The organism is Paenibacillus sp. FSL P4-0184, from assembly GCF_038004625.1.
GTDB lineage: Bacteria > Bacillota > Bacilli > Paenibacillales > Paenibacillaceae > Paenibacillus_AQ.
Map to the genome: position 1 here is coordinate 1,556,811 of NZ_JBBORN010000001.1, position 22,700 is coordinate 1,579,510.

22 protein-coding genes, 1 tRNA gene and 2 riboswitches are annotated in these 22,700 nt (G+C 45.5%); of the genes, 7 read left to right on the forward strand and 16 right to left on the reverse strand.

Annotated elements, in window-relative coordinates; all coding sequences use genetic code 11:
* Position 1 precedes the first annotated feature (1 nt).
* The 3 genes from MKY52_RS06655 to MKY52_RS06665 all read left to right on the forward strand — a co-directional run bounded on the left by MKY52_RS06655 (position 2) and on the right by MKY52_RS06665 (position 3,574).
* Positions 2–1,882, forward strand: a complete 1,881-nt coding sequence (locus MKY52_RS06655) for an FAD-dependent oxidoreductase (RefSeq protein ID WP_042184509.1) — start codon at positions 2–4, stop codon at positions 1,880–1,882.
* 244 nt (positions 1,883–2,126) lie between these two features.
* Positions 2,127–2,576: a hypothetical protein gene (locus tag MKY52_RS06660; RefSeq protein WP_042184507.1), complete on the forward strand. Its 450-nt coding sequence runs from the start codon at positions 2,127–2,129 to the stop codon at positions 2,574–2,576.
* Positions 2,577–2,593: 17 nt separating this feature from the next.
* On the forward strand, positions 2,594–3,574 hold the full coding sequence (locus MKY52_RS06665) for a polyprenyl synthetase family protein (RefSeq protein WP_341050519.1): 981 nt from the start codon (positions 2,594–2,596) through the stop codon (positions 3,572–3,574).
* A gap of 634 nt (positions 3,575–4,208) precedes the next feature.
* On the opposite strand, the gene MKY52_RS06670 is transcribed toward MKY52_RS06665, so the two are convergent.
* The 13 genes from MKY52_RS06670 to MKY52_RS06730 form a co-directional block, all read right to left on the reverse strand.
* On the reverse strand, positions 4,209–5,093 hold the full coding sequence (locus MKY52_RS06670) for a UbiA-like polyprenyltransferase (protein ID WP_076300130.1): 885 nt from the start codon (positions 5,091–5,093) through the stop codon (positions 4,209–4,211).
* Positions 5,094–5,132: 39 nt separating this feature from the next.
* A complete protein-coding gene (locus MKY52_RS06675; RefSeq protein WP_341050526.1) occupies positions 5,133–6,419 on the reverse strand; it encodes an aspartate aminotransferase family protein in 1,287 nt (428 codons plus the stop codon).
* A 97-nt stretch (positions 6,420–6,516) separates the two neighbouring features.
* On the reverse strand, positions 6,517–8,442 hold the full coding sequence (locus MKY52_RS06680) for a peptidase U32 family protein (protein ID WP_341050528.1): 1,926 nt from the start codon (positions 8,440–8,442) through the stop codon (positions 6,517–6,519).
* Positions 8,443–8,485: 43 nt separating this feature from the next.
* On the reverse strand, positions 8,486–9,277 hold the full coding sequence (locus tag MKY52_RS06685; RefSeq protein ID WP_341050531.1) for an energy-coupling factor transporter transmembrane component T family protein: 792 nt from the start codon (positions 9,275–9,277) through the stop codon (positions 8,486–8,488).
* Positions 9,270–10,175: an ATP-binding cassette domain-containing protein gene (locus tag MKY52_RS06690; RefSeq protein ID WP_341050533.1), complete on the reverse strand. Its 906-nt coding sequence runs from the start codon at positions 10,173–10,175 to the stop codon at positions 9,270–9,272. Before MKY52_RS06690 ends, MKY52_RS06685 begins: the two co-directional genes overlap by 8 nt.
* Positions 10,166–11,020 carry an ATP-binding cassette domain-containing protein gene (locus tag MKY52_RS06695; protein ID WP_341050536.1) on the reverse strand — a complete coding sequence of 285 codons (855 nt, stop codon included), beginning with the start codon at positions 11,018–11,020 and terminating at the stop codon, positions 10,166–10,168. The genes MKY52_RS06690 and MKY52_RS06695 overlap by 10 nt, the downstream gene beginning before the upstream one ends.
* 29 nt (positions 11,021–11,049) lie before the next feature.
* Positions 11,050–11,607, reverse strand: a complete 558-nt coding sequence (locus MKY52_RS06700) for a Gx transporter family protein (protein WP_042123757.1) — start codon at positions 11,605–11,607, stop codon at positions 11,050–11,052.
* Positions 11,591–11,980, reverse strand: coding sequence for a NusG domain II-containing protein (locus tag MKY52_RS06705; protein WP_042184493.1), 390 nt, complete (start codon positions 11,978–11,980; stop codon positions 11,591–11,593). The genes MKY52_RS06700 and MKY52_RS06705 overlap by 17 nt, the downstream gene beginning before the upstream one ends.
* 821 nt (positions 11,981–12,801) lie before the next feature.
* A complete protein-coding gene (locus tag MKY52_RS06710) occupies positions 12,802–13,737 on the reverse strand; it encodes an alpha/beta hydrolase (RefSeq protein WP_341050539.1) in 936 nt (311 codons plus the stop codon).
* A gap of 172 nt (positions 13,738–13,909) precedes the next feature.
* A complete protein-coding gene (locus MKY52_RS06715) occupies positions 13,910–14,707 on the reverse strand; it encodes an LPXTG cell wall anchor domain-containing protein (protein ID WP_341050541.1) in 798 nt (265 codons plus the stop codon).
* Entirely contained in the window at positions 14,704–14,892 is a 189-nt protein-coding gene (locus MKY52_RS06720; protein ID WP_341050544.1) for a hypothetical protein, read from the reverse strand. Before MKY52_RS06720 ends, MKY52_RS06715 begins: the two co-directional genes overlap by 4 nt.
* Before the next feature lie 30 nt (positions 14,893–14,922).
* Positions 14,923–15,129: a hypothetical protein gene (locus tag MKY52_RS06725; RefSeq protein WP_341050545.1), complete on the reverse strand. Its 207-nt coding sequence runs from the start codon at positions 15,127–15,129 to the stop codon at positions 14,923–14,925.
* Complete coding sequence (locus MKY52_RS06730) at positions 15,122–16,210, reverse strand: choice-of-anchor A family protein (RefSeq protein ID WP_341050548.1); 1,089 nt, start codon at positions 16,208–16,210, stop codon at positions 15,122–15,124. Before MKY52_RS06730 ends, MKY52_RS06725 begins: the two co-directional genes overlap by 8 nt.
* A 110-nt stretch (positions 16,211–16,320) precedes the next feature.
* A riboswitch (cyclic di-GMP riboswitch) is annotated at positions 16,321–16,411 on the reverse strand.
* 491 nt (positions 16,412–16,902) lie between these two features.
* Here MKY52_RS06730 and MKY52_RS06735 point away from each other — a divergent pair.
* A complete protein-coding gene (locus tag MKY52_RS06735) occupies positions 16,903–17,295 on the forward strand; it encodes a hypothetical protein (RefSeq protein ID WP_042184484.1) in 393 nt (130 codons plus the stop codon).
* 385 nt (positions 17,296–17,680) lie between these two features.
* On the forward strand, positions 17,681–18,055 hold the full coding sequence (locus MKY52_RS06740) for a winged helix-turn-helix transcriptional regulator (protein WP_042184482.1): 375 nt from the start codon (positions 17,681–17,683) through the stop codon (positions 18,053–18,055).
* 64 nt (positions 18,056–18,119) lie between these two features.
* Here MKY52_RS06740 and MKY52_RS06745 read toward each other — a convergent pair whose 3' ends face one another.
* The 3 genes from MKY52_RS06745 to MKY52_RS06755 all read right to left on the reverse strand — a co-directional run bounded on the left by MKY52_RS06745 (position 18,120) and on the right by MKY52_RS06755 (position 19,376).
* The gene (locus MKY52_RS06745; RefSeq protein ID WP_341050551.1) at positions 18,120–18,662 is read right to left on the reverse strand and encodes an NAD(P)H-dependent oxidoreductase; all 543 of its coding nucleotides are present in this window, start codon (positions 18,660–18,662) and stop codon (positions 18,120–18,122) included.
* 238 nt (positions 18,663–18,900) lie between these two features.
* Positions 18,901–18,972: transfer RNA gene (locus MKY52_RS06750), tRNA-Thr, on the reverse strand.
* Positions 18,973–19,067: 95 nt separating this feature from the next.
* Positions 19,068–19,376 (reverse strand): MTH1187 family thiamine-binding protein, encoded by a 309-nt coding sequence (locus MKY52_RS06755; protein WP_076285946.1) that lies wholly within the window; start codon positions 19,374–19,376, stop codon positions 19,068–19,070.
* 374 nt (positions 19,377–19,750) lie between these two features.
* A riboswitch (cobalamin riboswitch) is annotated at positions 19,751–19,985 on the forward strand.
* A 217-nt stretch (positions 19,986–20,202) separates the two neighbouring features.
* Here MKY52_RS06755 and MKY52_RS06760 point away from each other — a divergent pair.
* A complete protein-coding gene (locus MKY52_RS06760) occupies positions 20,203–22,188 on the forward strand; it encodes an anaerobic ribonucleoside triphosphate reductase (RefSeq protein WP_149646188.1) in 1,986 nt (661 codons plus the stop codon).
* Positions 22,185–22,700, forward strand: coding sequence for an anaerobic ribonucleoside-triphosphate reductase activating protein (gene nrdG, locus MKY52_RS06765; protein WP_341050555.1), 516 nt, complete (start codon positions 22,185–22,187; stop codon positions 22,698–22,700). Before MKY52_RS06760 ends, nrdG begins: the two co-directional genes overlap by 4 nt.

Genomic DNA, 22,700 nt, shown 5'->3' on the forward strand with positions numbered 1-22,700 from the left:
TTTGAAAAAAATAGTCATTTTGGGCGGCGGCTACGGCGGCGTACTCACGGCTAAGAAACTGGCAAAGAAATTTAAGAAAAACAAAGATGTTGAAATCACACTGATCGACCGGAATCCATATCACACTCTATTGACTGAGCTGCATGAGGTTGCCGCGAACCGTGCTCCAGAGGATTCAATCAAGATCGATCTAAAGAAAATCTTTGCTGGACTTAAAGTGAATGTTGTTCTTGACGAAATCAGCAATATTGATTTCAAGGGTAAGAAACTCAAATCCAATAAAACTACCTATGCGTACGATTACCTTGTAATCGGTACAGGTAGCAAACCAACCTTCTTCGGCATTCCAGGTGCAGAAGAGAATACCTTCTCCTTCTGGTCTTACGATGATGCGGTAGCATTGAAACGTCAAATCCGCGACATGTATACCAAAGCCGCTATGGAGAAAAATCCAACTGTACGCCGTGCAATGTTAACTTTCGTTATCATTGGTGCCGGCTTTACAGGTGTCGAGCTTGTTGGGGAAATGGCTGAGCAACGCGAGGAATTGTGCAAGGAGTTCTATATCGACCCATCCGAAGTAAGATTGATTGTGGCTGATATGGCTCCGAAGATTCTGCCTATCCTTCCAGATAAGCTGATTCAAAAAGCCGAAGCTCACCTTCGCAAGCTGAACGTGGAAATTGTTACAGGCGCCAAGATCACTGAAGTAGGCGAAGGTAGTGTTGCCCTTGGTGAGAAAAATGTTGTCGCTTCACAAACCATTGTTTGGACTGCAGGTGTTGAAGGTTCTGAAATCGTGGGTGGACTTGAAGTACAACAACAAGGACGCAAACGTATTGTTACGAATGAGAACCTTGAAAGTGTAGATCATAAGAACGTATATGTAGTAGGGGACAACATTTTCTTCATTCCTGAAGGTGAAACTCGTCCTGTACCACAAATGGTTGAGAATGCTGAACAAGCAGCTCCGATCGTTGCTGGTAACATTGCAGCTGACATTCAGAACACTGCTAAAAAAGCATACAAACCAGGTTTCCACGGTACCATGGTATCCATCGGTAGCCGCTACGGTGTAGCAAACGTTGGTTTGCCAGGCAAGTTCTTTATGCTTACTGGTTTTATGGCAATGTTATCCAAACACTTTATCAATATGTTCTACCTGTCTCAGGTTGTAGGCTTCAATAAGGTTTGGACTTACATGATGCATGAGTTCTTCCATGTTGAGAACCGTAAGAGCTTCTTGGGCGGACACTTCTCCAAGCGTTCACCTAACTTCTGGCTCGTTCCGCTTCGCATGCTGCTTGGTGGAATGTGGTTATATGAAGGTATAGATAAGCTACGGAAAATTTGGGTAGATCCTAACAAGATATTCCTAATTCCAGCCGCTCCTTTTGCAACGGATGCTTCATCAGCAGCCAGCGTAGCGGTGGATGCAGTTAAAACAACAGTAGATGCACAATCTGCAGCTTCAGCAGTATCCACTGCAAAAGAAGCGGTTGAAGCATTGCCAGTTCCTGGCTTCGTATATAATATTACAAACTGGTTCATGGATTTGATGTTTTACAACAACGACGGAAGTTATACTTTCCTCGCAAAATGGTTCCAAATCGGTATGGTATGTGCAGAAATCGTGTTCGGTATTATGCTCATCGTTGGTCTGTTCACAGCTATTGCTTCTATAGCGACGATAGCCATGTCCGTCATGATCTGGTCGACCAAAATGGCTTCTACAGAAATGTTATGGTATGTTGGTGCGGGTATCGCCTGCATCGGCGGATCGGGCAGCACATTTGGCCTAGATTACTATGTACTTCCTTGGCTTAAGAAACATTGGAAGAGAGTTCCGATCGTCAGACGATGGTATCTATACACCGACTGATTATAAAGCCCTGAATTCGTGTAATTTATTTTAAAGAAAATATGTAGATTGCATGTCAGTAAGCTAAATATGGATGTACTTCAGAGTAATGTGTCCCTAGGACACATTACTCTCCTTATTTACAAGAAGAAAATAATCTTCCTAATATCAGGAAATGGTCAATTTATTCTTTAATGAATGGTTTTGTAGGGATGATCAGGGGTATGGTTTCTTCCGGCAAAACCGACAAGAAGGAGAGAATCTTGTGAACAAACAACTCATAGAAGATACCCTCCGGTTGTTGCATACTGAAATGTCACCTATTGCCGGAATTGAGCTTAATCCCTCTCCGGCTGCATGTGAGCAGCTAATCTCGGTACTAGAACGCCATGATCTGGAATACAACCGCAAAGTCAATTTGCTGGGTATTTACACTATTCTCACTTTGGCAGCTGAGCGCCATATGGAATGTATCCCACATCATCCCGACCTTACACGCAACATTTTGGATGGAGATTATTTGTACAGCTTTTACCTTCAGTTTGCGGTGAAATGCCGTGAGCTCGACCTAGTTGCTTATCTAGCTCCTTCGATCAAAAAAATGCAAATTAGACGGTCAAATGGAGACTTCGCGGAACATGATCCAGCGGCTGGAATCGAACAGTTCTTGATTCAAGAGTGCAGACAGCGCAGTCGCACAAGCAAAGCCATTTGACAGGTGGGATCTATAAGATGAAGCTGCATGAGGCCTTAAACATAGACATAGATGAAATTAATCGTGAAATCGTAAATCTTGTGGCACGAGATAAGGATGTTCCTAAGAAATCACAACTCGGGCAGAGTGTTCTTGAGCTTATAAATTCTGGAGGTAAACGCCTCCGTCCTCTTATGGTCATTGTTGGCAGTCGTTTTGGCCGAAAGGATACAGGTCGAAGAGCGCTTCAATTAGCTGCTGCCGCTGAATTTATTCATGTTGCCTCATTAATTCATGATGATATCATTGACGATTCTGAGTTACGGCGGGGCAAACCCGCCCTACATACTAAGACGGGCACACTATCAGCTGTGCATATTGGCAATTATATGTCCGCTCGGGTTATCGAACTGTTAAGCAAATATACCGGAGACAAAAACAAATATGTTCATGACTTATCTTCTGTAGCTACTGCTCAGCTCTGTCTAGGTGAGTATCAGCAAATGGAACATGCTTTTGATTATGAGATTACAATGGAGCAGTATCTTGAGAAGTCCTTAAACAAAACAGCTCTTCTTATGGCTACCTGCTTACGTGTGGGTGCATTATCCACCGAAAGCTCAGAGGAAGTGGCCAACCTCCTATATACCTTTGGCGAAGCCTTAGGCATGTCTTTTCAAATACAGGATGACCTGCTGGATTTCACGCAGTCTGAGGCTGTGCTGGGTAAGCCCGCCGGCAGCGATCTGCGTCATGGTCAGGTTACCCTGCCAGTGCTTTATGCATTACAGGATCCAAAGCTTTCGCCTGTGATTCGTGCAATCGGCCCTGATTCTTCCGATGCTGAGGTGGCACATGTGCTTGCCCTTATTAAGAGAAGCGATGCCTTAGCTCGCGCAGAACAGTTCAGCCAGAACTACCTAGATAAGGCTGGAGCGATTGTGCAGCAACTCTCCTCCTATCCGGCGCATACCGATCTGGATACACTGCTGCAATATTTTGCCGACCGTGATCGCTAAGGTCAATCAAAAACGGATACCCCCATTCACTTGGGCAGGTATCCGTTTTTTTGTGTGGTTTAGCTAAACAAGCCGAACGTAGCGCAGCGCCCGTGAGCATGTTTAGCCTTTTAGCTTCCAGGCTCTACTATTCCGAACATATAGGGAAATCCTCCCTATAATTAGCTTAAAATCGCTTGTAATCCACGTTTATAGGGAATTCCTCCCTCTAAAAACCTGAATTTGTATGGTTTATAGACTAATCAGCCAATTTAGAGGGAGACTTTCCCTATAACAAGATCTAAAGTCAATAAAGCGCAGGATTATAGGGAGGTTTTCCCCTTAATTCCCTTACTCTCTGATTCAGGTCATCAACCTTCGCAGATGCCCACAAAAACAAAAAAGGAAAGCCGCGTAACCAGCTTTCCGATCCCTTTGCCTACCCTCTTTTGGGTAGGCTGTTGTCTTTTGTTGTTAGCTTAGAGATTAGGACGGAACGGAGTGAAATTTTGGAACTGTAGAAGCGTAGCGCTCGCCTTTATTCTCGGATTTCTACCGCAAATAGCGGTTCAAATCAAAGAAATCCGAGAATAACAGCGATCGAAAGTCCAACATTCCACGCAGTGCAGCTTCCTAACCACCACCTTATTGCTCCCTAGCTAACATAAAAAAAATCAATCAGCGTACACAATAAAATCACTATGCTGATCACCTGATTCAGATTATAAGAGGCCACCTTCATCAGCTTACGATTCGAAGGTTTTATAATCTTATGCTCGGTCATCAGGAGCAGCGTCGCAATGCCAATCCCTACCAGATACATCCAGCCAAGATCACGCCATAAATATAGGAACAATAGCAGCATAATCATAATGAAATGTAGTCCTTTTGCAATGCGCAGCGCGTTCTCCAGTCCGAAGAAGCTAGGAATAGACCATAGACCATGCCGCCGGTCAAAATCGATATCCTGAGTGCCGTAAATAATATCAAATCCGGCAATCCACAGCATAACCACAGTACCGATAACAAACGGTGTAAATGCGATATTTCCGGTTACAGCGAACCATGCGCCAATCGGTGCAGAAGCAATAACAAATCCTAAATATAAATGACTGAGAAAGGTAAACCGCTTCGTGTAGGAATAGGTCGATATCAATACGATAGCCACTGGCGACAAGATCAAGCAGAGCAAATTAAGCATGCCTGAAGCCACAATGAAAATGGCATAGTTGACAATAACAAAGACAACAACTTCTTTTTCCGCCAGTAAGCGTTGAGGCAGATGTCGATGTGCCGTACGAGGATTCTGTTCATCGAACGTACGGTCTGCCAGCCGATTGAATGCATTAGCGCCATTACGGGCGCCTATCAATGCAATCAATCCCCAGATCATCACATGTCCCGATGGCCAGCCCCCTGCGGCCCATACCATCGATATAATAGCAAATGGTAGCGAAAAAAGCGTATGAGAGAACATTACCAATTCGCTGAACATTTTAAGTTTTAGACCTGCAGTTTTACATATGTTTAGAATCGCCATTCGTGCATTCCTCTTTCTTCACTACTGTGTTTATGTCCATTAATGATTATGGTCTGCAAGAACTTTGTTCAGGACGTCAAGCATCCCGTCGATATCTTCTTCCGTAATAATCATCGGTGGCTGGAAGGCTAGTACATTGCGCCCTATGCCGTTTTTGCCGATTAGATAACCTCGGTCCTTCATCGCCTCCAGCACTTGATCTGTAAGTGCCGCTGCACCCTCAGCATCTACACCCGTTAGCTCCGCACCCAGCATTAGTCCAGTTCCCCGCACATCAACCATCAACGAAGGATAACGAGCTTGCAAAGCCTTCAGACCTGCCATCAATTGTTCTCCGAGCTGTACCGAGCGTTCAGGAAGCCGTTCATCTCGAATATAATCAAGCACAGCCAAGGCTGTTGCAGCAGATACCGGATTCCCCCCAAACGTGGAAGCTGAAGGGCGGTTTAGGGCAAGGGCAATCTCATCGGTTGTAGCGAAGGCTGCAACTGGAATTCCGTTACCGAGTGCTTTGGCCATACTTATAATATCGGGTACAACGTCAAAATGCTCCATAGCAAACATTTTACCAGTACGTCCAAATCCAGTTTGGATTTCATCAGCGATTAGGAGTACACCGTATCTCTCTAACAATGCTTTTACATCACGGAAGTAGGTTCGGGTTGGCATAATCATTCCGCCGTTGCCTTGAATTGGCTCTACGATCATGGCAGCGATAGTATTCCCCTTCTCTTCAAGCACCCGCTCTAGCGATTCCAGGGATAACGATGCCGCTTCCTCCAGCGATAAATCCGGATGATAAGGGCGAGGAATAAACTCAACGTCATGATCCAAGTATTTATCGGTACGCCACATAGGCAGGCCTGTCACACTCATAGTTAGATTGGTACGGCCATGGAGGCCACTCTCCAGCGCTATAAACCCTTTACGTCCCGTATACATCCGAGCGAGCAGCAGAGCTCCCTCATTAGCTTCAGAGCCACTGTTAACAAAGAAGGTCCGTCGTAGCCCACCCGGCATAACCTCTTCCAAACGCTCTGCCAAATCTACACTCGGTTGAGTTAGATAGATGGTTGTCGTATGCTGCAGCTGCTGCAGTTGTTCAATCGTGCGTACTGTTATAGCCGGATTACAGTGACCACATGCGACTACGGATACGCCAGCGAAGAAATCCGTATAGGACTTTCCTTTTTCATCATAAACAAACTGCATTGAACCACGAACAAGCTGAGGTGCATCACGGTAAAAATGCTGTGTACAAGGATAGAAATATTGCTTACGTTTGGCTGCTACTGCTTCTCTTCCGATGAAGTCTTGTTGTTCCATGAAGGGTTCTCTCCTTTTTGTGAAAATAGTAACTTATTCATAGAATCCTGTGCACCGCCCTATCACTAGGCGATATTTAGTTCCCATTAAAATACAATTAGTTGAACTGCAGCGAGCCCAAAGTATAACCAGCATAGACTGGCTTAAGGCCGCCCAGCATGTCATCCCCGCTATCTGATCCGTTGATTGCCTGTTGATAAGAAACAATAATTTCACGTAGCTGTTCGACGCCATAGGTTGCTCCTTCAATACGGAAGCTTGATATCCCTAGTCCACTCATCTCACTCAACAAAGGTAAATAGCAAAGCTCTTTTGCGAATAAAAGATGGCAACGGCCGTGCTGATCACGATATACCGGATTCTCGCCTTGGTCTGTCTTTAGTACCAATACATTATTGTGTACATATTGATTATCCTCTTCAGCAATAGGCTCCATTAACTCCGTATTCTCATAAAGATCATGTTCCATATACATTAGTGCAGGTGTACCATGAACAACAACTTCCAAAGGCGTTTTGCAACGAGAGGCAAAGGTAGCAAAATGCTCTAGCGTCATTTCTGGCGATACCGAAAGCTGAGTTAAACCTAAGTTAGCATATAATTGCGCTGAAAGATGATTGTATACATTTAAGTTACTGTCCCCAATTAGCGGATAACCTGTATTGTTATAACGACGAATGGCTCCTAAATTTGTAACGATAATACCGTCAATCGGCAAGCGTTCTCCGCCAAGCAATTGATCATATTGGTCAAAATGCAGCTCGGTCATCATACGTGGTAAACCCAAGTAGATTTTGCTATCGCCCTTTAGCTCACCCAGTTCCTTGATGTCACGCTTTGTAAAAGGTTTATCTGGTTCAAAAACATCCCCTGGCAAGTACAGGCTATCTACACCAAGCTCTAAGACCATCCGTGCCTGTTCCATATTATTCACACGTACAGCTAACTTAGCTTTTGTCTTTTGCGGTTGCTCGACCTCAGCCAATCTTTCCCGCAACTGCTCAACTCGTTTCTCAGACAGCTCACGCTCTGCAGTTGGTGTACTGAATACTTTTCCAGTGCTATAGAATTTACCAGTTCCTTCATAACGACGGTTAATGTTAGTCAGTCCTGGTTTGCCGAAGGCATACGCCGTCGAAAAGTCACGTTTACGGTTGTTATAAAGCTCTTTCGTATCTACCGTACGATCAAAGCCAATCGGATCATCGATATACCGGTCAATGGCTTCGCCGTAGCTATTCGCCAGCATCACCATAAACTCCTTATCCCGCATGCGGCCCTCTATTTTGAAGGAGGTAATCCCTGATTCAATCAATTCCGGAAGATGTTCATACATGAACATATCTTTTACAGCTAGGGGGTATTCGGCCGGATATACATACCCGTCTTTTTTAACCCGATAATCCCAGCGGCAAGGCTTCATACATTTCCCACGGTTACTGCTCATACCGAATACATGGGAGCTGAAATAACAATTCGCACCGTGAACGGAGCACATATCCCCGTGAATAAAATACTCCAGTTCCATCCCACTCCGCTGACCTAGCAGCTTAGCTGTCTGCAAATCCATTTCCCGCGAAGTAACCACACGACTTACACCCAGATCACGCAATGCGTAGATCATTTCCAGATTGTGAACATTCATCATGACCGAAGAGTGAACAGGAAGATTAAGCTCCATCTCGCGAATTAGCTCCAGCACTGCCATATCCTGAACAATCAAGGCATCGGGACGAGCACCATCAAGGAAACGCAGATATTCTTTAGCCTCTTCCACATCTTCTTCACTAAATAGGTTATTCACTGTGATATACACTTTTTTGTCTAGACGGTGAGCAATATCTAGTGCCTCTACGATCTCCTCATGAGACAGATTATATCCTTTACGCATCATTCTCATATTCAATACAGGTCCACCAAAATAAACTGCATCACATCGTGCCTGGATCACTTCCTTGAAAATCTCAAACGTTCCTGCGGGTGCTAATAATTCAATCTCTCTACCATTAAAATAACGTGCCATTCAAGTTCCCTCCCAAGTTGATACTCTCCATACAAGTTGTACTTTACACCAAAGCTACTGCAATCCCCATTACAATAAACATAGTAATAAAAATAGTATCGAATATGCCCCACCTTAGGCGGTGATACTGGCTACGCGGAGCATCCATACGAAAGCCACGAGCTTCCATGGAATATACCAGATCCTGCGCACGCCTAAACGCACTAGCGATAATCGGAACCAGCAAGGACACTAACATTCGTCCCTTTTCCTTTAAAGGTAGCTCCTTCAGATCAGCACCCCGTGAGGCCTGCGCTTTCATGATAATCTGCGACTCATCTAGAATCGTAGGTATGAAACGAAGGGAAATGCTGATCATCAGTGTGATACGGTCGGGCTTCAAGCCAAACTTTTTGAATGGAGCCAAAATCCCCTCCAGCCCTTGATTCAGCTTACCCGGCGTTGTGGTGAATGTAAGTAACGCCGTGAAAGTGATCAGAAAAAACATGCGGATGACCGAAAATGCGCCTAATCTTAGCCCTCCCTCATAAATAGACCACGAACCAAGCGTCAGCACCGCATCACCCGTCTTCACAGACAGCAGCTGTACGATAAAGATAAATAGCATTAAATACCGTAAAGGCTTAGCTGCTTTCAGGAAATATTTAAGCGGAATCCGAGTGGAAGCCATAACCGCTATTGAGAAAATAGCCAGCAGCGCCATAGCCATCCACGAACGGGAGAGCAGGATAACAGCTACGTATAATAGCATTCCGGTGATTTTGGCACGAGCATCTAGCTTATGCACCCATGAACCGGTCTCAATACTGCGCCCTATGATTAGCTTCTCATTCATGGCCATCCCTCTTTCCTTCGTGCTGCTCGCTAGAGTTGCCTGATCCAGATGGCAGCGAAGCGATTAGCTCTGCTAAGCTCTCTGCCGTTAAGCGAGGAGCTTCATCCGTAAGACCAAAGCGATCAGCTACTGCACGCCAGTAACGAAGGGACTGCGGAACCGTCAAGCCACACTGCTCCAGAATCGAAGGGTCATCTGCCAGTGCCTTTACGCTGCCTTGAAATGCCGTACTGCCCTCTTTAAGGACAAGCCAGCTGTCCGCGTAAGGCAATAACTCATCCATCCGATGCGTGACGACGATGATCGTTCTCCCCTGCTCACGGCATAAACGCTCCAGCAAGTGGATTAGTTCTGCACGGCTGATGGGATCAAGCGTAGCCGTCGGTTCATCCAGAACGATGACTTCAGGGTCCATAGCTAGTACGGAGGCGATAGCTGCCTTACGCATTTGCCCGCCGCTCAATTTAAAAGGATTCCGCTCTAGCAGCGCCAGATCCAGCCCCATATCCAACATGGCCTGTCTTGCGCGTCCCTTTGCCTCTTCGAGGCTCATGCCAAAGTTAAGAGGACCGAAGATAAGATCCTTTTCGACCGTATCTTCAAACATTTGCTGCTCTGGAAATTGAAATACCAATCCGACTCTACGGCGCAGCGGCATCAGCTTAGGTGATTTCTCCCCCGCCTGGATGGTTACATCGAGTACTTTTACCGTCCCCTCCGTTGGTTTCAGTATCCCGTTAAACAACTGCAGCAGTGTCGATTTACCAGAGCCTGTCGCTCCAGCAATACCAACCATAGAGCCTGTTGGAACACTGAGGTTAATGTCGCGGAGCGCTGTCAGCTTCCATAGGCTTCGGTCAGCATAGGAATAACTTACTTGCTGTAATTCTATGGCCATAACGTGTCTATAAGCTCCTTTTCACTGGCGGGAACATCCACATGGATGCCCTGATTCTGCAGCTCGCGTGTAAGACGCCAAGGATACGGCTCACACAGATGGCATTTTTGCAGAAGCTCCTCGTTCCGGAACAATTCCGCCGGTGTAACATCAGCAGCTAAACTACCTCCATGCAGCGCAAGCACCCGGTCCGATGCCAAAATCTCATCTGCATCATGCGTAATCATAAGGATCGTATACTTTCCTTCCGCTCGCATATCTTGCAAAATACCAAGAAGATCATTTCTGCTTCCTTCATCCAACATAGAAGAGGCCTCGTCAAAAATGACGATGCCTGGTTCCATAGCAAGAATGGAGGCGATAGCGACACGCTGCTTTTGGCCTCCAGACAGCTCACCTGGGTGTTTGGACAGCAGATGATTTATTCCCAGCCTCGTCGTATAAGAGTGTAATCGTTCAGCCATTTCTTCGTACGACAAACAAAGCCCTTCCAGGCCGAATAAGATATCTTCCTCTACAGTGGCTCCAATAAACTGATTATCTGGATTTTGGAACACCATACCAATGCATTGCCGAATGCTTCCGATCGTTTCCTCACTCAGTTGCATACCACTAACCACAATCTCGCCAGCACTCTTAGGCAGCAAAGCATTTAGTAGCTTAACTAGCGTAGACTTTCCGCAGCCATTAGGACCAACCAAGCTAACCCATTGTCCCTGAGAAATAGATAACGTTATATTTTGAAGAATCGGATGCTCAGGATCATAACCAAACGATACCCCATCCAGAGAGATGATAGCTTGTCCTTCTCCCTCTAATTCTTGACCTTCATATGATTCATTCATGTTAGTCATCCTTCCGCTGATGTGACTAATCAGTCCAAAAACTCTTCAAACAACGATATTTTTGACAATGAAGCCACCAAATAACGGACTGCATAACCCACGGCAATTCCTGTTACTACTCCAGTGATTAGCAGCATGGGAAGATAATAAAAAATACTAAGGGATGAGAATACCATAGAAGCTGCCAGCAGCTGACCGATATTATGTGCAATCCCACCAGCTATACTAATGCCGATCAAGCTTATACTCTTGCCTTTGCCACTAATCAGCATTAACACGAACATTACAACAAAGCTAAACAGCGAACCGAATAAACTGAATAGTAAGCTTGAAAAAGTACCTAGCAAAAATGCAGTAAGCAATGTTTTGAGGATGACAAGCAGGAATGCATCCCGTCCACGTAAAAAGTAAATACAAGTCAAAATCATAATGTTGGCTAATCCTAGTTTAGCACCCGGCACCAGTCCCATTCCTGACAACGGAATCTGCGCCTCTATTAAACTAAGCACTACTGCCACTGCGGCGAAAATCGCAATAATTACCGTTCTTTTTAAAGCTGTTGCAGATTCACTACTGGACATAGGCATCTATATCATCCTCCCCCGACGCACTTGTGATTTCCACTAATACTCTATGCGGTAGACAGACAATCGTCTGTTTGGGCAGGGTAATAAAACCAAAACCTAGGCATACTTGATCCGGGCAGTCGGCATCGTACATTTCAATCCCGTAATCATGCACCTTCAAGAGGTTATAGCCACGTTCGGTACGGACCTCAATGGTTTGTTCTTCTTTTGTAAGCTTTACCGTTTTAAATAACTCGCCGTCCACCGTTACATTGGCTACGAGATTTTTACCGGCCCCACCTTTATCATCATTGTCCGAAAACCATCTCGGTGCGAGAAAAGCGAGCGCAGCAATTAACACGATGGAAATCAACCACACATCTGCGCGTTTCATAAAAATCTCCCTTATTTTTTAATTAAAATCCAGACTTATTAATTATAACGGTCTACCCTCAATCCTTCAATCAATGTTGGAGTTTATTGTCAGTTTTAGAGAGCTGTTCACAAAATAGGCACGCAAAATAACCCCAGCAAACACAACCCATTCGTCTCTGACATTTTCAGTTGTAGTTTGTAGCGTTTGCAAAAATATCCAACTTACATTTTAGCCCATTTGCACCGAGATCGCCCATCTCCTCTGGTTTACTAGCTTTTCCGGAATAATTCACAATTAACCCAATTTAAGTTACTTTCAAAATCTAAGCGCTCCTTATCCAGGTTTGTTCCTCTCTAGAATCAAACAACCCTTATCTTGGAATTCATTATTATATTTGCCTTTTAAACAATACTGTGTTATATTTATATCGTATTTGTTTTCGATATATTGTATATCCCCATCAAGAAGATGTCAGGCCGACTATTTTACACTTCGGCAATTTGGACACAGAGGCTTCATGTTTTCTTGCAGAAACTTTCCTTTTTATGAGACTAAATTCGAAATATAGCATTCCGATTCACACTGGCGCGGTCAATGGAGCCGCAAGGGCAAAAGAGAGGTAGGGCTTTTGTCGTATTGGAAGGATTATTCTCGCCACACGGCTGCTGGAAATAACAAGGAATTAAGACACCCGTTACTCACGAACGGCGGGGGATGAATATAACGAAAAAGCATGGCTGTACGAACCTTACATAAGGACACATGCCATGTGTGGAAAAATATAGGCGCCCGATAACCGCTACCTAGCGGATATCGGGCGCTGTCTACGTTCAGGGCATCTAATTTACATACTGATTCACAAAAGCTGTTACTACGTTTATATACCCCGTCTTATCCATATCATAAGCTAACCCATGCCCTGCTTGCGGCACTACGAACTTCTCTTTGGGACTCTGACATGCCTCATACAATTCATTCATCATACTATATGGTACAAAATTATCGGCATCCCCATGAATAAAAAGAATCGGTACCTTCGCCTTCCTCACCTGTTTCAAGGCAGACGCTTCACTAAAACCATACCCTGCTTTCAAACGAGTAATTAGACTCGCACTTTGAATAAAAGGGAAACTTGGCAAGCGATACATACGCCGTAGTTGGTAGGCTAATTGTGCTTTAACTGAGCTGTAAGCACAGTCCGAGACAATAGCTTTAACCTGCGGCGGGAGTTTTTCACCTGAGGTCATTAGCACTGTAGCACCACCCATAGAGACCCCATGCAGCACAACTTGAGCACTGGGCCCAGTCTTTTCTATTATATATTCAATCCACTGCAAATAATCCTTGCGCTCATGCCATCCAAAACCAATATAATTGCCAGCGCTTTCCCCATGTCCCCTGGCATCGGGAATCAGGATATTAAAGCCCAGTCTCTCGTAATAGATTTTGGCGTACGCCCCCATATCCTTCCCTTTTCCAGAATAACCATGAGCTAGAATCGCCGTACGACCTTCAGCACGATCCGAAAGGAGCAAGTACCCTCTTAGTTGTAGCCCGTCCTCAGATGTAATCTCCACATTCTCAAAGCTCTGACTGGAGATCCAATCCTTCCCCTCACCCCAAGAAGCCCCGGCAACCGGGGGATCAACCTTCAAATCACGATTATTACTCAGGAATTCCTTCGGTGCTCGTTTAATAGCAATTCCATAAAAGAAAAAGCCCGCATAGATCAGAGCTCCTATGACGATGACAGCGCTAATGAAGAACCATACCAATTCATCTTCCCCGTCCTTTCCTCATATCCGTTGTAAATCAGTATAACATCTACTTAGAATGCGCCAAAATATAACAATCATAATAAAAGAAAACCGCCATCGGAATATGTCCCGAAAGCGGCTTTACTATTCTTCACGGCATAACTTGTATTCAAGCTACAATCACCGTTTATTATTTCTTGCTCGAGAATCTATTTTTCATTAGCAATCCAATAAGTGCAAAACCTAAACCAGTTACATAATAAGGGACTGAACTTGATTCTCCCGTTTTTGGAAGTTCATCCACAGGTGGATTACCTAGCGGGATTGTATCATCCACTACAGCAATATCCTCTGGTGACGGCGTTGGTGTTACTGTCAATACTGGTCCTAATGGAATCTCCTCCTCATCAACAAGTACCTCTGTGTTGCTCGACGGTGTTGGTGTTGGTACTTGTGCTGGAGTCGACGAAGCTACAGGGCCCAGCGGCACAGGATCATCATTAACAATGATAGTACCAATTACAAATGATGGTGTTGGTGTCGGGAACACCGGAGGCTCCGGCGTCGGTGTCGGCGTTACTTCTGACGACGGTGTCGGTGTTGGTGTTACTTCCGACGACGGTGTCGGTGTTGGTGTTACTTCCGACGACGGTGTCGGTGTTGGTGTTGCTTCCGGCGACGGAGTCGGTGTTGGCGTTGCTTCCGGCGACGGAGTCGACGTTGGTGTTGGCGTCACGATCGGCGTTGGTGTTGGCGTCACGATCGGCGTTGGTGTTGGCGTCACGATCGGCGTTGGTGTTGGCGTCACGGTCGGCGTTGGTGTTGGTTTTGGTGTGTGTGTTGGCCTTGGTGTGTGCGTTGGCTTCGGTGTCGGTGTTGGCTTTGGTGTGTGCGTTGGCTTCGGTGTCGGCGTCACGATCGGCGTTGGTGTTGGCGTCACGATCGGCGTTGGTGTTGGCGTCACGATCGGCGTTGGTGTTGGCGTCACGTTGGTGTTGGCGTCACAATCGGCGTTGGTGTTGGCGTCACGATCGGCGTTGGTGTTGGCGTCACGATCGGCGTTGGTGTTGGCGTCACGATCGGCGTTGGTGTTGGCGTCACGATCGGCGTTGGTGTTGGCGTCACGATCGGCGTTGGTGTTGGCGTCACGATCGGCGTTGGTGTTGGCGTCACGATCGGCGTTGGTGTTGGTTTTGGTTGGCGTCACGTGTGTGTTGGCCTTGGTGTGTGCGTTGGCTTCGGTGTCGGTGTTGGCTTTGGTGTGTGCGTTGGCTTCGGTGTCGGTGTTGGCTTTGGTGTGTGTGTCGGCTTCGGTGTCGGTGTTGGCTTTGGTGTGTGTGTCGGCTTCGGTGTCGGTGTTGGTGTGTGCGTTTTGGTGTGTGTGTCGGCTTCGGTGTCGGTGTCACGCACGGCGTAGGCGTGTGTGTGTCACGGTCGGCGTCGGTGTTGGTGTCACGGTCGACGTCGGCGTAGGCGTCACGGCCGGCGTTGGTGTTGGCGTCACGGCCGGCGTTGGTGTTGGCGTCACGGCCGGCGTTGGTGTTGGCGTCACGGTCGGCGTTGGTGTTGGCGTCACGGTCGGCGTTGGTGTTGGCGTCACGGTCGGCGTTGGTGTTGGCGTCACGGTCGGCGTTGGTGTTGGAGGTGGTTCTTCCCCTCCATATGGATACCAATGCATCTGCACCCCACCAGCAAATCCCTTTGCAATCAGCGTCCCATGCAGTTCACCGGAATTATAAGTTACTTTTGCAAGCGGAGCTAGGATAGTTCCTTCTATTGTTAAACTTCCAATGTCAACAGTGCTAGCTTCATAAAAATTAAATAATACCTTGTTAGGGCTCCCTCCCCAGATTTGAAAGCTTGGAATGTTAACTGAACTTCCGCTAACGTTAATGATAACTGTGGCGCTATTTGCAATATTAAACTGTAAGCCATTAGCACCAGCGAAATCGGCAGCACTAAGATTAAGAACGTTAAATGGTTCCGGAGCATCAATCGTTATTTTCCCATATTCCTTTTTGAAAGTTCCTATTGTAGCAAGTGAAGAGAATTCATTAGAACGTCCAATAAGAAATTGCTCTTCAGCATCAAAATCAATAGGAGTCCCTTTTCTCGCTGGTTCTTTAAGATCTACACCGTTGCTGGAAAAAACACCACCATAAACGGATGCTCCATGAACAGTCCCATTAGTAAAACTGATGTCATTACCAGCAATAAGAACATCTCCACCTGGATTATCCTTGGATACGCCGTAATTCTGCAAAGTAATGTTACCTTTGGCCGCAAGGCGCCCATGAACCTGATCATTAGATTGTTTGAAATCCCCAAAAATAAAAGTATTAAAATTCCCTGCAATACCTAACACAGGTGTAGGAGTATAGGGGAGCACCTCCCCAGCCGCTTTTACCAAATGACCTCCAGAAAGACCACTACCTACTGTCAAAATCCCCGCTAATACTAGTGCTAGCAGCGGTTTCATTCTTCTTTTCAAAAAGCACACCTCCTAAATCTATGATTTATATTTAATCAGAATAATTACCAGAAACTCTAAAGGACCTAACAACAAAAAAGACCGCCAAAAAAGAAGTGGAATTCCCTTCTCATGGCAGTCGGACGGTCATAGCGCATTTAAGACACTTTAGACTCCTGGACTTTGCGTCCCACCCTTTCAGGCGGTTTGCTATTATCATGATAATATATGTATTGACTTGCAGATTAGAACTAGCATTTTAAGCATCCTATTAAATAATCGTCTATGACTTTTAATACTTTTGAACTAATAATAGTTTAGCGCTCCATCCCCACAATTGTCAATCAATCCCTTCTGATATTCATACGCGTAAGCAAGCACAAAAAAAGCGCCTAAAGGCGCTTCACACAAAGGTTTTCCTTTAATTTTAAAGTAACTTTATCCAACCTAATATCGATATCCATAATGGAATACTTAGAATCAAACCAAATACCATTCCACGGCGGAGACTTCCTTCCTCATTCATCCTAATTCTCCCTTTATATAAGTCTGAAGCATTATTTTTTATTATTACAATTTTAATATATTTTATTCTTTCTAATTTAGTTGTGAATTCAATCACATTGGACTAGCTGTTTAGAAATACCATTGATTATTTTTGGAATATCGGGGTAGAATACGAATATACGTTCCCATTAGAGGTGATGAGATTCATGAATAGAGCTGAAAGCAGGGACAACATGCTGGTGAAATCTTATTTATTGCTTCCGATGATTTTATCAGCTTTCGAACGGGACTCCGCCATTCTATCTGCACATTTACGAACACCCACCCCCTATCTGGAGGTTCTTGAAACAGCCGCAGCAGTTGCTACAACAGATCTAAGAGATGTTCGTTCAGAGATGAGAAAACGGGGAATCAAGGTTTATGAGCAGAACAGACTTAACACGGGGATAGAAGCCAAATTTATATGTCGTGGATACCATGAACGAATGCTGCTGTTAAACGACATTGTCGCTGCCCAAGCTGCCATTCATATGCGCAGATATCTCGGTCTGGATATTTCATCTTTTAAGAGCTATGAAGAGCAGTATCAGATTAAGTGAAGTAGCGAAGAAGCTGCCCCCTCCCCCATTTAATTAGCGAACAAAAAAAATAGGCCTTACCATGGGAGTTGGCAAGACCTGAGAGATTTATACCACAAAACACTGGGGGGTGTTTGGTGTCTTCAATATATACCTTGAACCTGAAAATAAGATGATGCTCACATGAAAATTACATTAAAAAACTTCAATTCGTAGCTTAGGCTATCCGCTTGATAGTTAGCCACGAGTGCTTTGAACTAATTGTTTCAAAATGATATAGTGAGTTCGTTGCTCGCAGGATGACTTGATAGCAGGTTGAAAACATAATAAAGTCGGGACTTGAGTACGGAGCGACAACAGGCGTTTGCCTTTTCGTTGAATATTTTCTGAAGGAGGGTAATAGCCCATGAGTGATGAAATCTGTATACCACCTGGCATTCAACAGAAGGACACTAGCTTTGGCTACACCTTGTCTATCATTAGTGGTAAATATAAAATGACTATTCTCTACTATCTCTCTGAAAACAAGATCGTGCGGTTCAATGAACTGCAACGGGGTATCGGTACAATACCTTTTAAGACGTTAAGCGTTATGTTGAAAGAACTGGAAGCCGACTGTCTCGTCAGGCGCGAGGAATTCCCCCAGATTCCCCCTAAAGTTGAGTATTCCTTGACCGAGAAGGGCCAATCGCTTATTCCGGTGCTGGATATGATGTGCACTTGGGGAGAGAAAAACTTCGTTCCAGCCGCGCAAGAGATAACCATACCTTTTACGATTTAACGACAACTTATGACAAAAGCAGCATTTCCATTAATGAAAATGCTGCTTTTTGTTTCAATTCTAATTACATATTTTCGATAAATTCAACATAGCCTTGCGAACTGACATCCAATTTCTTCAAATAATCCGTACTTCCTACCGTCTCAGATTCCGTGCCATAAATGGCATAGAAGGAACGATAATCAGCGTTGCAGTACAAAAAAGTCGTGTCAAAGGGAGATAAAATACGGTCAAGCCCGTAGCCGAGTTTACCTTCTTCACTAAAGTCTTTTGCACTTCCTCCGGCAGTTACAGCTAATGCGATTTTTCGATTTCTTAATTTATCACTCTTCGAACCATATGCCCATCCGTAAGTAAATACTTCGTCCAGCCACTTTTTAAGCAGAGGTGGACTACTAAACCAGTAGACAGGGAATTGTAAGACGAGCTTATCATGCGCTTCAATCAGTTGTTGTTCCTTTTCCACGTTGATTTTTTCATCGGGATAGGCTTTGTACAGCTCGTGCACCGTATATTTGTCTGGATATTTACGGAGTTCTTCGATCCAGCGTTTATTAACGACGGATGTTTCGATGTTTGGGTGCGTGACGACAATAAGTGTTTTCAATGGTGTATCCTCCATGTTTGAATCAGATTTAGGACTTGAGTATACCTCCCACCATGCCATCGCGTAAGTATGCACTTTTAGTTCACGTACTTACCTAAAGGTAAGCACTGCAACCTGCCTGCACGTATGATTGATGTATAGTCTTCGGGTTAGAAGGATGTTAGAAGATAGGTGATTTCAAAACAAATGGCACGGTCCCGAAATCCCGGAAACCGTGCCATTGCGCAATTCTTAGATATGCTGGTGAAGGGAATTGAACCCCCGGCCTACGCATTACGAGTGCGTTGCTCTACCCCTGAGCTACACCAGCTTAAGGCTGATTTTTCTGTCAAACAAAAAATATTATACAACTTTCAGCCAGAAACGCAAGCCTATTTCTCCCTATTTCCCTACTCTCCCAAACTGCTATTCCACCTGTAGTTTACGCTCCACAGACTCCAGCTTTCCACGGCTAGTGGAGGGTTTATCGCGGCGGTCGTCTATTTTAAGTGAGGTAGAGACACGCTCTGCACCTGCGGCAAAAGGAGACTCGTGCAGCGCTTCGACTGCAGCAAAAATACGCTGAAGAGGCCCTTCGATGATTGTACCCATGGATGTAAGCTCATAAGTAATCCCTTCTACCGTCTTCAGCACTCGCTGCATATCCGCAACATAGCTGCTAAGACTCGTACTACCTGTTCCAATCGGAATAACGGTTACTTCAGCAATAGGCATGAGAATACCTCCTCGGAATTTTAAAGTATGTGTGTCCTTCTATTGTAACAACTCCACCGCTCTCCCACAAATGATCTCAGCTTTATTATGCCCCTTCTTCTTTCCCCAAAATTCTCCGAAATATGACTTTCGCCACAAGTATTTTTTCTAACATGAATTCTAGGGTCATCTGCACTACATTTATGGACTCTTTGTGGCATCTTTTCGGACAATTTATGAATCATTTTTTATATGCCTGTGGATCAATTGTGGATTACTTATGGACAGCCTGTGGATCATTTGTGGAGTACTTTTGAAGAACCCGCTCCCCGCGCGGGTTTTCTAAAAAACTGTTTACAAACACAACATCTTGGGTTATTTTTATCTAACGACAACAAAATATAGTGGAGACAGGCGCTTTGATCCTTTATCGGAATTAGAGCTTAATAGGGAAGTACGGTGAAAATCCGCTGCGGTCCCGCCACTGTAACCGGATGCCCCTTACAAGCTTTTTTAAGCTTAAGATGGGCAGATCTCCTGGCAGAAGCCACTGAGGGGTAAGAGCCCCCTTGGGAAGGCGCTGAGAGGTCCTACGGAAGCCAGGAGACCTGCCTGTTTCGACGACACCAACTATGAGTGCCTGCGAGGAACAGGAATGGTGTCCGCATGCGGTCATCTTCTTAGAGACCACTGCAAATATCTGTGTGGATATTTACATAACGCATCGGGCATTTTCAGCCATCCTCGCTAGAGGATGCTTTTTTTATGAGATCACAATGAATATACGGCCGCTTATGCGGTCGGGCTTCTTAATGATAGGACGATAGACTGAGAGGAGAGCTATACAATGACGTTGTTGGAGAGACAATTTAACGGTACAACAAATGCACGAGAAGTTCTTTTAGAAGAGCTCATTGATTTAGGACGCGATATTATCGACAGCCGGGATTTGGACTTGCTGCGCGAGAATGCCAATTTGAACGGAGAGAGTTTCTCCGGTAAAATGAGCAAGTTCGGCAGTGAATATTCAAAATGGTACGCCCGCAACTTTACGATGCCGCCGCAGCTAGTGCAAGCCATTGATGACAATGTCGTCTATGTGCATGATCTGGATCAATACGCAATCGGAACGACTAACTGCATTTTTATCCCGTTTGATAAGCTTCTCCGCGAAGGCTTCAACACCGGCAACGGCAGTGTTCGTCCTCCGAACTCCATAATGACAGCTATGTCACTGGTAGCAATTATTTTTCAATCCCAGCAAAATGCTCAATATGGCGGCGTATCCGCCAATAAGCTCGACTATGATCTGGCACCTTATGTAACCAAATCCTTCGCTAAGCTGTTCCGCAAGGGTCTGGATTATTTTGATGAGGGACAAGCTAATGAATCTTTGGGCGAGATTACAATGAGCCGGACCGATCTGGCGGAGTTATATCCAAAAGCGTTCCGTTTTGCACTAAAGGAAACCGAAATCGAAACCCTGCAAGCGGCTGAAAGTATGGTACATAATCTCAACACCATGTCCAGCCGATCCGGTGGGCAAATTCCGTTTACCAGCATCAATTATGGTACTTGTACTTCACCAGAAGGTCAGCTTGTGATCAGCTCCCTGCTAACAGCAACGATGAACGGACTTGGCAGCGGAGAAACACCTGTGTTCCCGATTCAAATCTTCAAATGCAAGCAAGGAGTCAATCAACAGCAAGGCGATCCTAACTATGAATTGTTCCTAAAAGCGGCGGAATGTTCTGCACGCAGACTATATCCGAACTTCGCTAATCTGGACGCTCCGCTCAACTTGCAGTATTATGATCCAAGTGATCCTGATACGGAATTTGCTACAATGGGCTGCCGCACCCGAGTGCTCGGTGACCGTTTTGGGCGTAATCATTGCTCCGGGAAGGGCAACCTTTCCTTTAATACACTGAATCTGGTTCGGCTCGGTCTGGCACACGGCACAGTAACAGGCCGACGTACCGTCGCAGACGAAGCTGGCTTCTATGAGGATCTAAATCACTATATGGATATTGCGCTGGAAGGACTTCTTCATCGGTTCCACATCCAAAGCGCGCAAAAAGCTAAAGCATCCGATTTCATGATGCGAGAAGGCGTCTGGGAAGGCGGCGAAAATCTCGCTCCTGAAGACTCTGTAGGCGAACTGCTGAAACATGGTAGTCTGTCGCTTGGCTTCATCGGTATGGCGGAATGCATGAAAGCCATGTACGGCAAACACCATGGCGAGGATATGGAAGTCCATGCCAAGGCTGTGGCTATCGTGCGTCATATGCGGGAGTATTGCGACCTTAAAAGTGAGGAACTTAATCTCAACATTACCTTGTTCGCAACACCAGCGGAGGGCCTGTCCGGCAAATTCACCAAGATTGATCGCAAGGTACTGGGTTCTATTCCGGGCGTAACTGACCGTGAGTACTATACGAACTCTTTCCACATCCCTGTATACTACGATCTAGGTGCTGCTCAGAAGATCAGCTTGGAAGCTCCTTTCCATGAATACTGCAATGCCGGGGCTATTTCTTATGTCGAATTAAACGGCAATGCCCGCAGCAATCCATCCGCTTTTATCAAAATCATTAAATACGCACTAGAACAACAGGTCAGCTACTTCAGCATTAACCATCCGATTGACCGTTGCTCCAGCTGCGGATACGAAGGCGTAATTGGGACAAACTGTCCTTCCTGCAACGCACATGAGAATGACGTGCACATCCGTCGTTTGCGCAGAGTTACAGGTTATTTAACTGGCGACTATCAGACCCGCTTCAATGCCGCCAAACAAGCCGAAGTACGGGATCGCGTTAAGCATCTATGAATATTTGCGGATACTATCCGGAGTCGATTAACGAGGGAGAGGGCATGCGGGCCGTCCTCTTCATCAGCGGCTGCCGTCATCGTTGCCCGGGATGCTTTAATCCCGAGACATGGAACTTTAAATATGGAGAAGTCTTCACCTTAGAACGTCAACATGAAATCATTGCAGAAATCGCCGCTAACCCTTTGCTGGATGGTCTAACACTGGCAGGCGGCGATCCTTTTTTCTCGGCAGAAGAGGTACTTGGGTTCATTCATAAGCTTCGCGCCGTGCTCCCTGGCTTCCCCATCTGGATTTACAGTGGTTATACGTATGAGGAACTAACCGCCCTTCCCGGTTCGCCGGAGTGGAATCTACTTACACAGTGTCAGGTATTAATAGATGGACGTTTTATAGAAGAATTGAAAGATACTACACTTCCTTACCGAGGAAGCTCTAACCAACGCATAATCGACATTCCGGCCAGTACGAACGGCTCGGAGGTCTTTCTGTGGCAGCCTACTGCGCTATAA

Coding starts and splice junctions, on each gene's coding strand:
- MKY52_RS06690 (WP_341050533.1), bottom strand. CDS start 10,175: ATGGCCATAGAATTACAGCAAGTAAGTTATTCCTATGCTGACCGAAGC.
- MKY52_RS06695 (WP_341050536.1), bottom strand. CDS start 11,020: ATGAATGAATCATATGAAGGTCAAGAATTAGAGGGAGAAGGACAAGCT.
- nrdG (WP_341050555.1), top strand. CDS start 22,185: ATGAATATTTGCGGATACTATCCGGAGTCGATTAACGAGGGAGAGGGC.
- MKY52_RS06735 (WP_042184484.1), top strand. CDS start 16,903: ATGAATAGAGCTGAAAGCAGGGACAACATGCTGGTGAAATCTTATTTA.
- MKY52_RS06670 (WP_076300130.1), bottom strand. CDS start 5,093: ATGGCGATTCTAAACATATGTAAAACTGCAGGTCTAAAACTTAAAATG.
- MKY52_RS06705 (WP_042184493.1), bottom strand. CDS start 11,980: ATGAAACGCGCAGATGTGTGGTTGATTTCCATCGTGTTAATTGCTGCG.
- MKY52_RS06685 (WP_341050531.1), bottom strand. CDS start 9,277: ATGAATGAGAAGCTAATCATAGGGCGCAGTATTGAGACCGGTTCATGG.
- MKY52_RS06760 (WP_149646188.1), top strand. CDS start 20,203: ATGACGTTGTTGGAGAGACAATTTAACGGTACAACAAATGCACGAGAA.
- MKY52_RS06675 (WP_341050526.1), bottom strand. CDS start 6,419: ATGGAACAACAAGACTTCATCGGAAGAGAAGCAGTAGCAGCCAAACGT.
- MKY52_RS06700 (WP_042123757.1), bottom strand. CDS start 11,607: ATGCCTATGTCCAGTAGTGAATCTGCAACAGCTTTAAAAAGAACGGTA.
- MKY52_RS06665 (WP_341050519.1), top strand. CDS start 2,594: ATGAAGCTGCATGAGGCCTTAAACATAGACATAGATGAAATTAATCGT.
- MKY52_RS06680 (WP_341050528.1), bottom strand. CDS start 8,442: ATGGCACGTTATTTTAATGGTAGAGAGATTGAATTATTAGCACCCGCA.
- MKY52_RS06740 (WP_042184482.1), top strand. CDS start 17,681: ATGAGTGATGAAATCTGTATACCACCTGGCATTCAACAGAAGGACACT.
- MKY52_RS06755 (WP_076285946.1), bottom strand. CDS start 19,376: ATGCCTATTGCTGAAGTAACCGTTATTCCGATTGGAACAGGTAGTACG.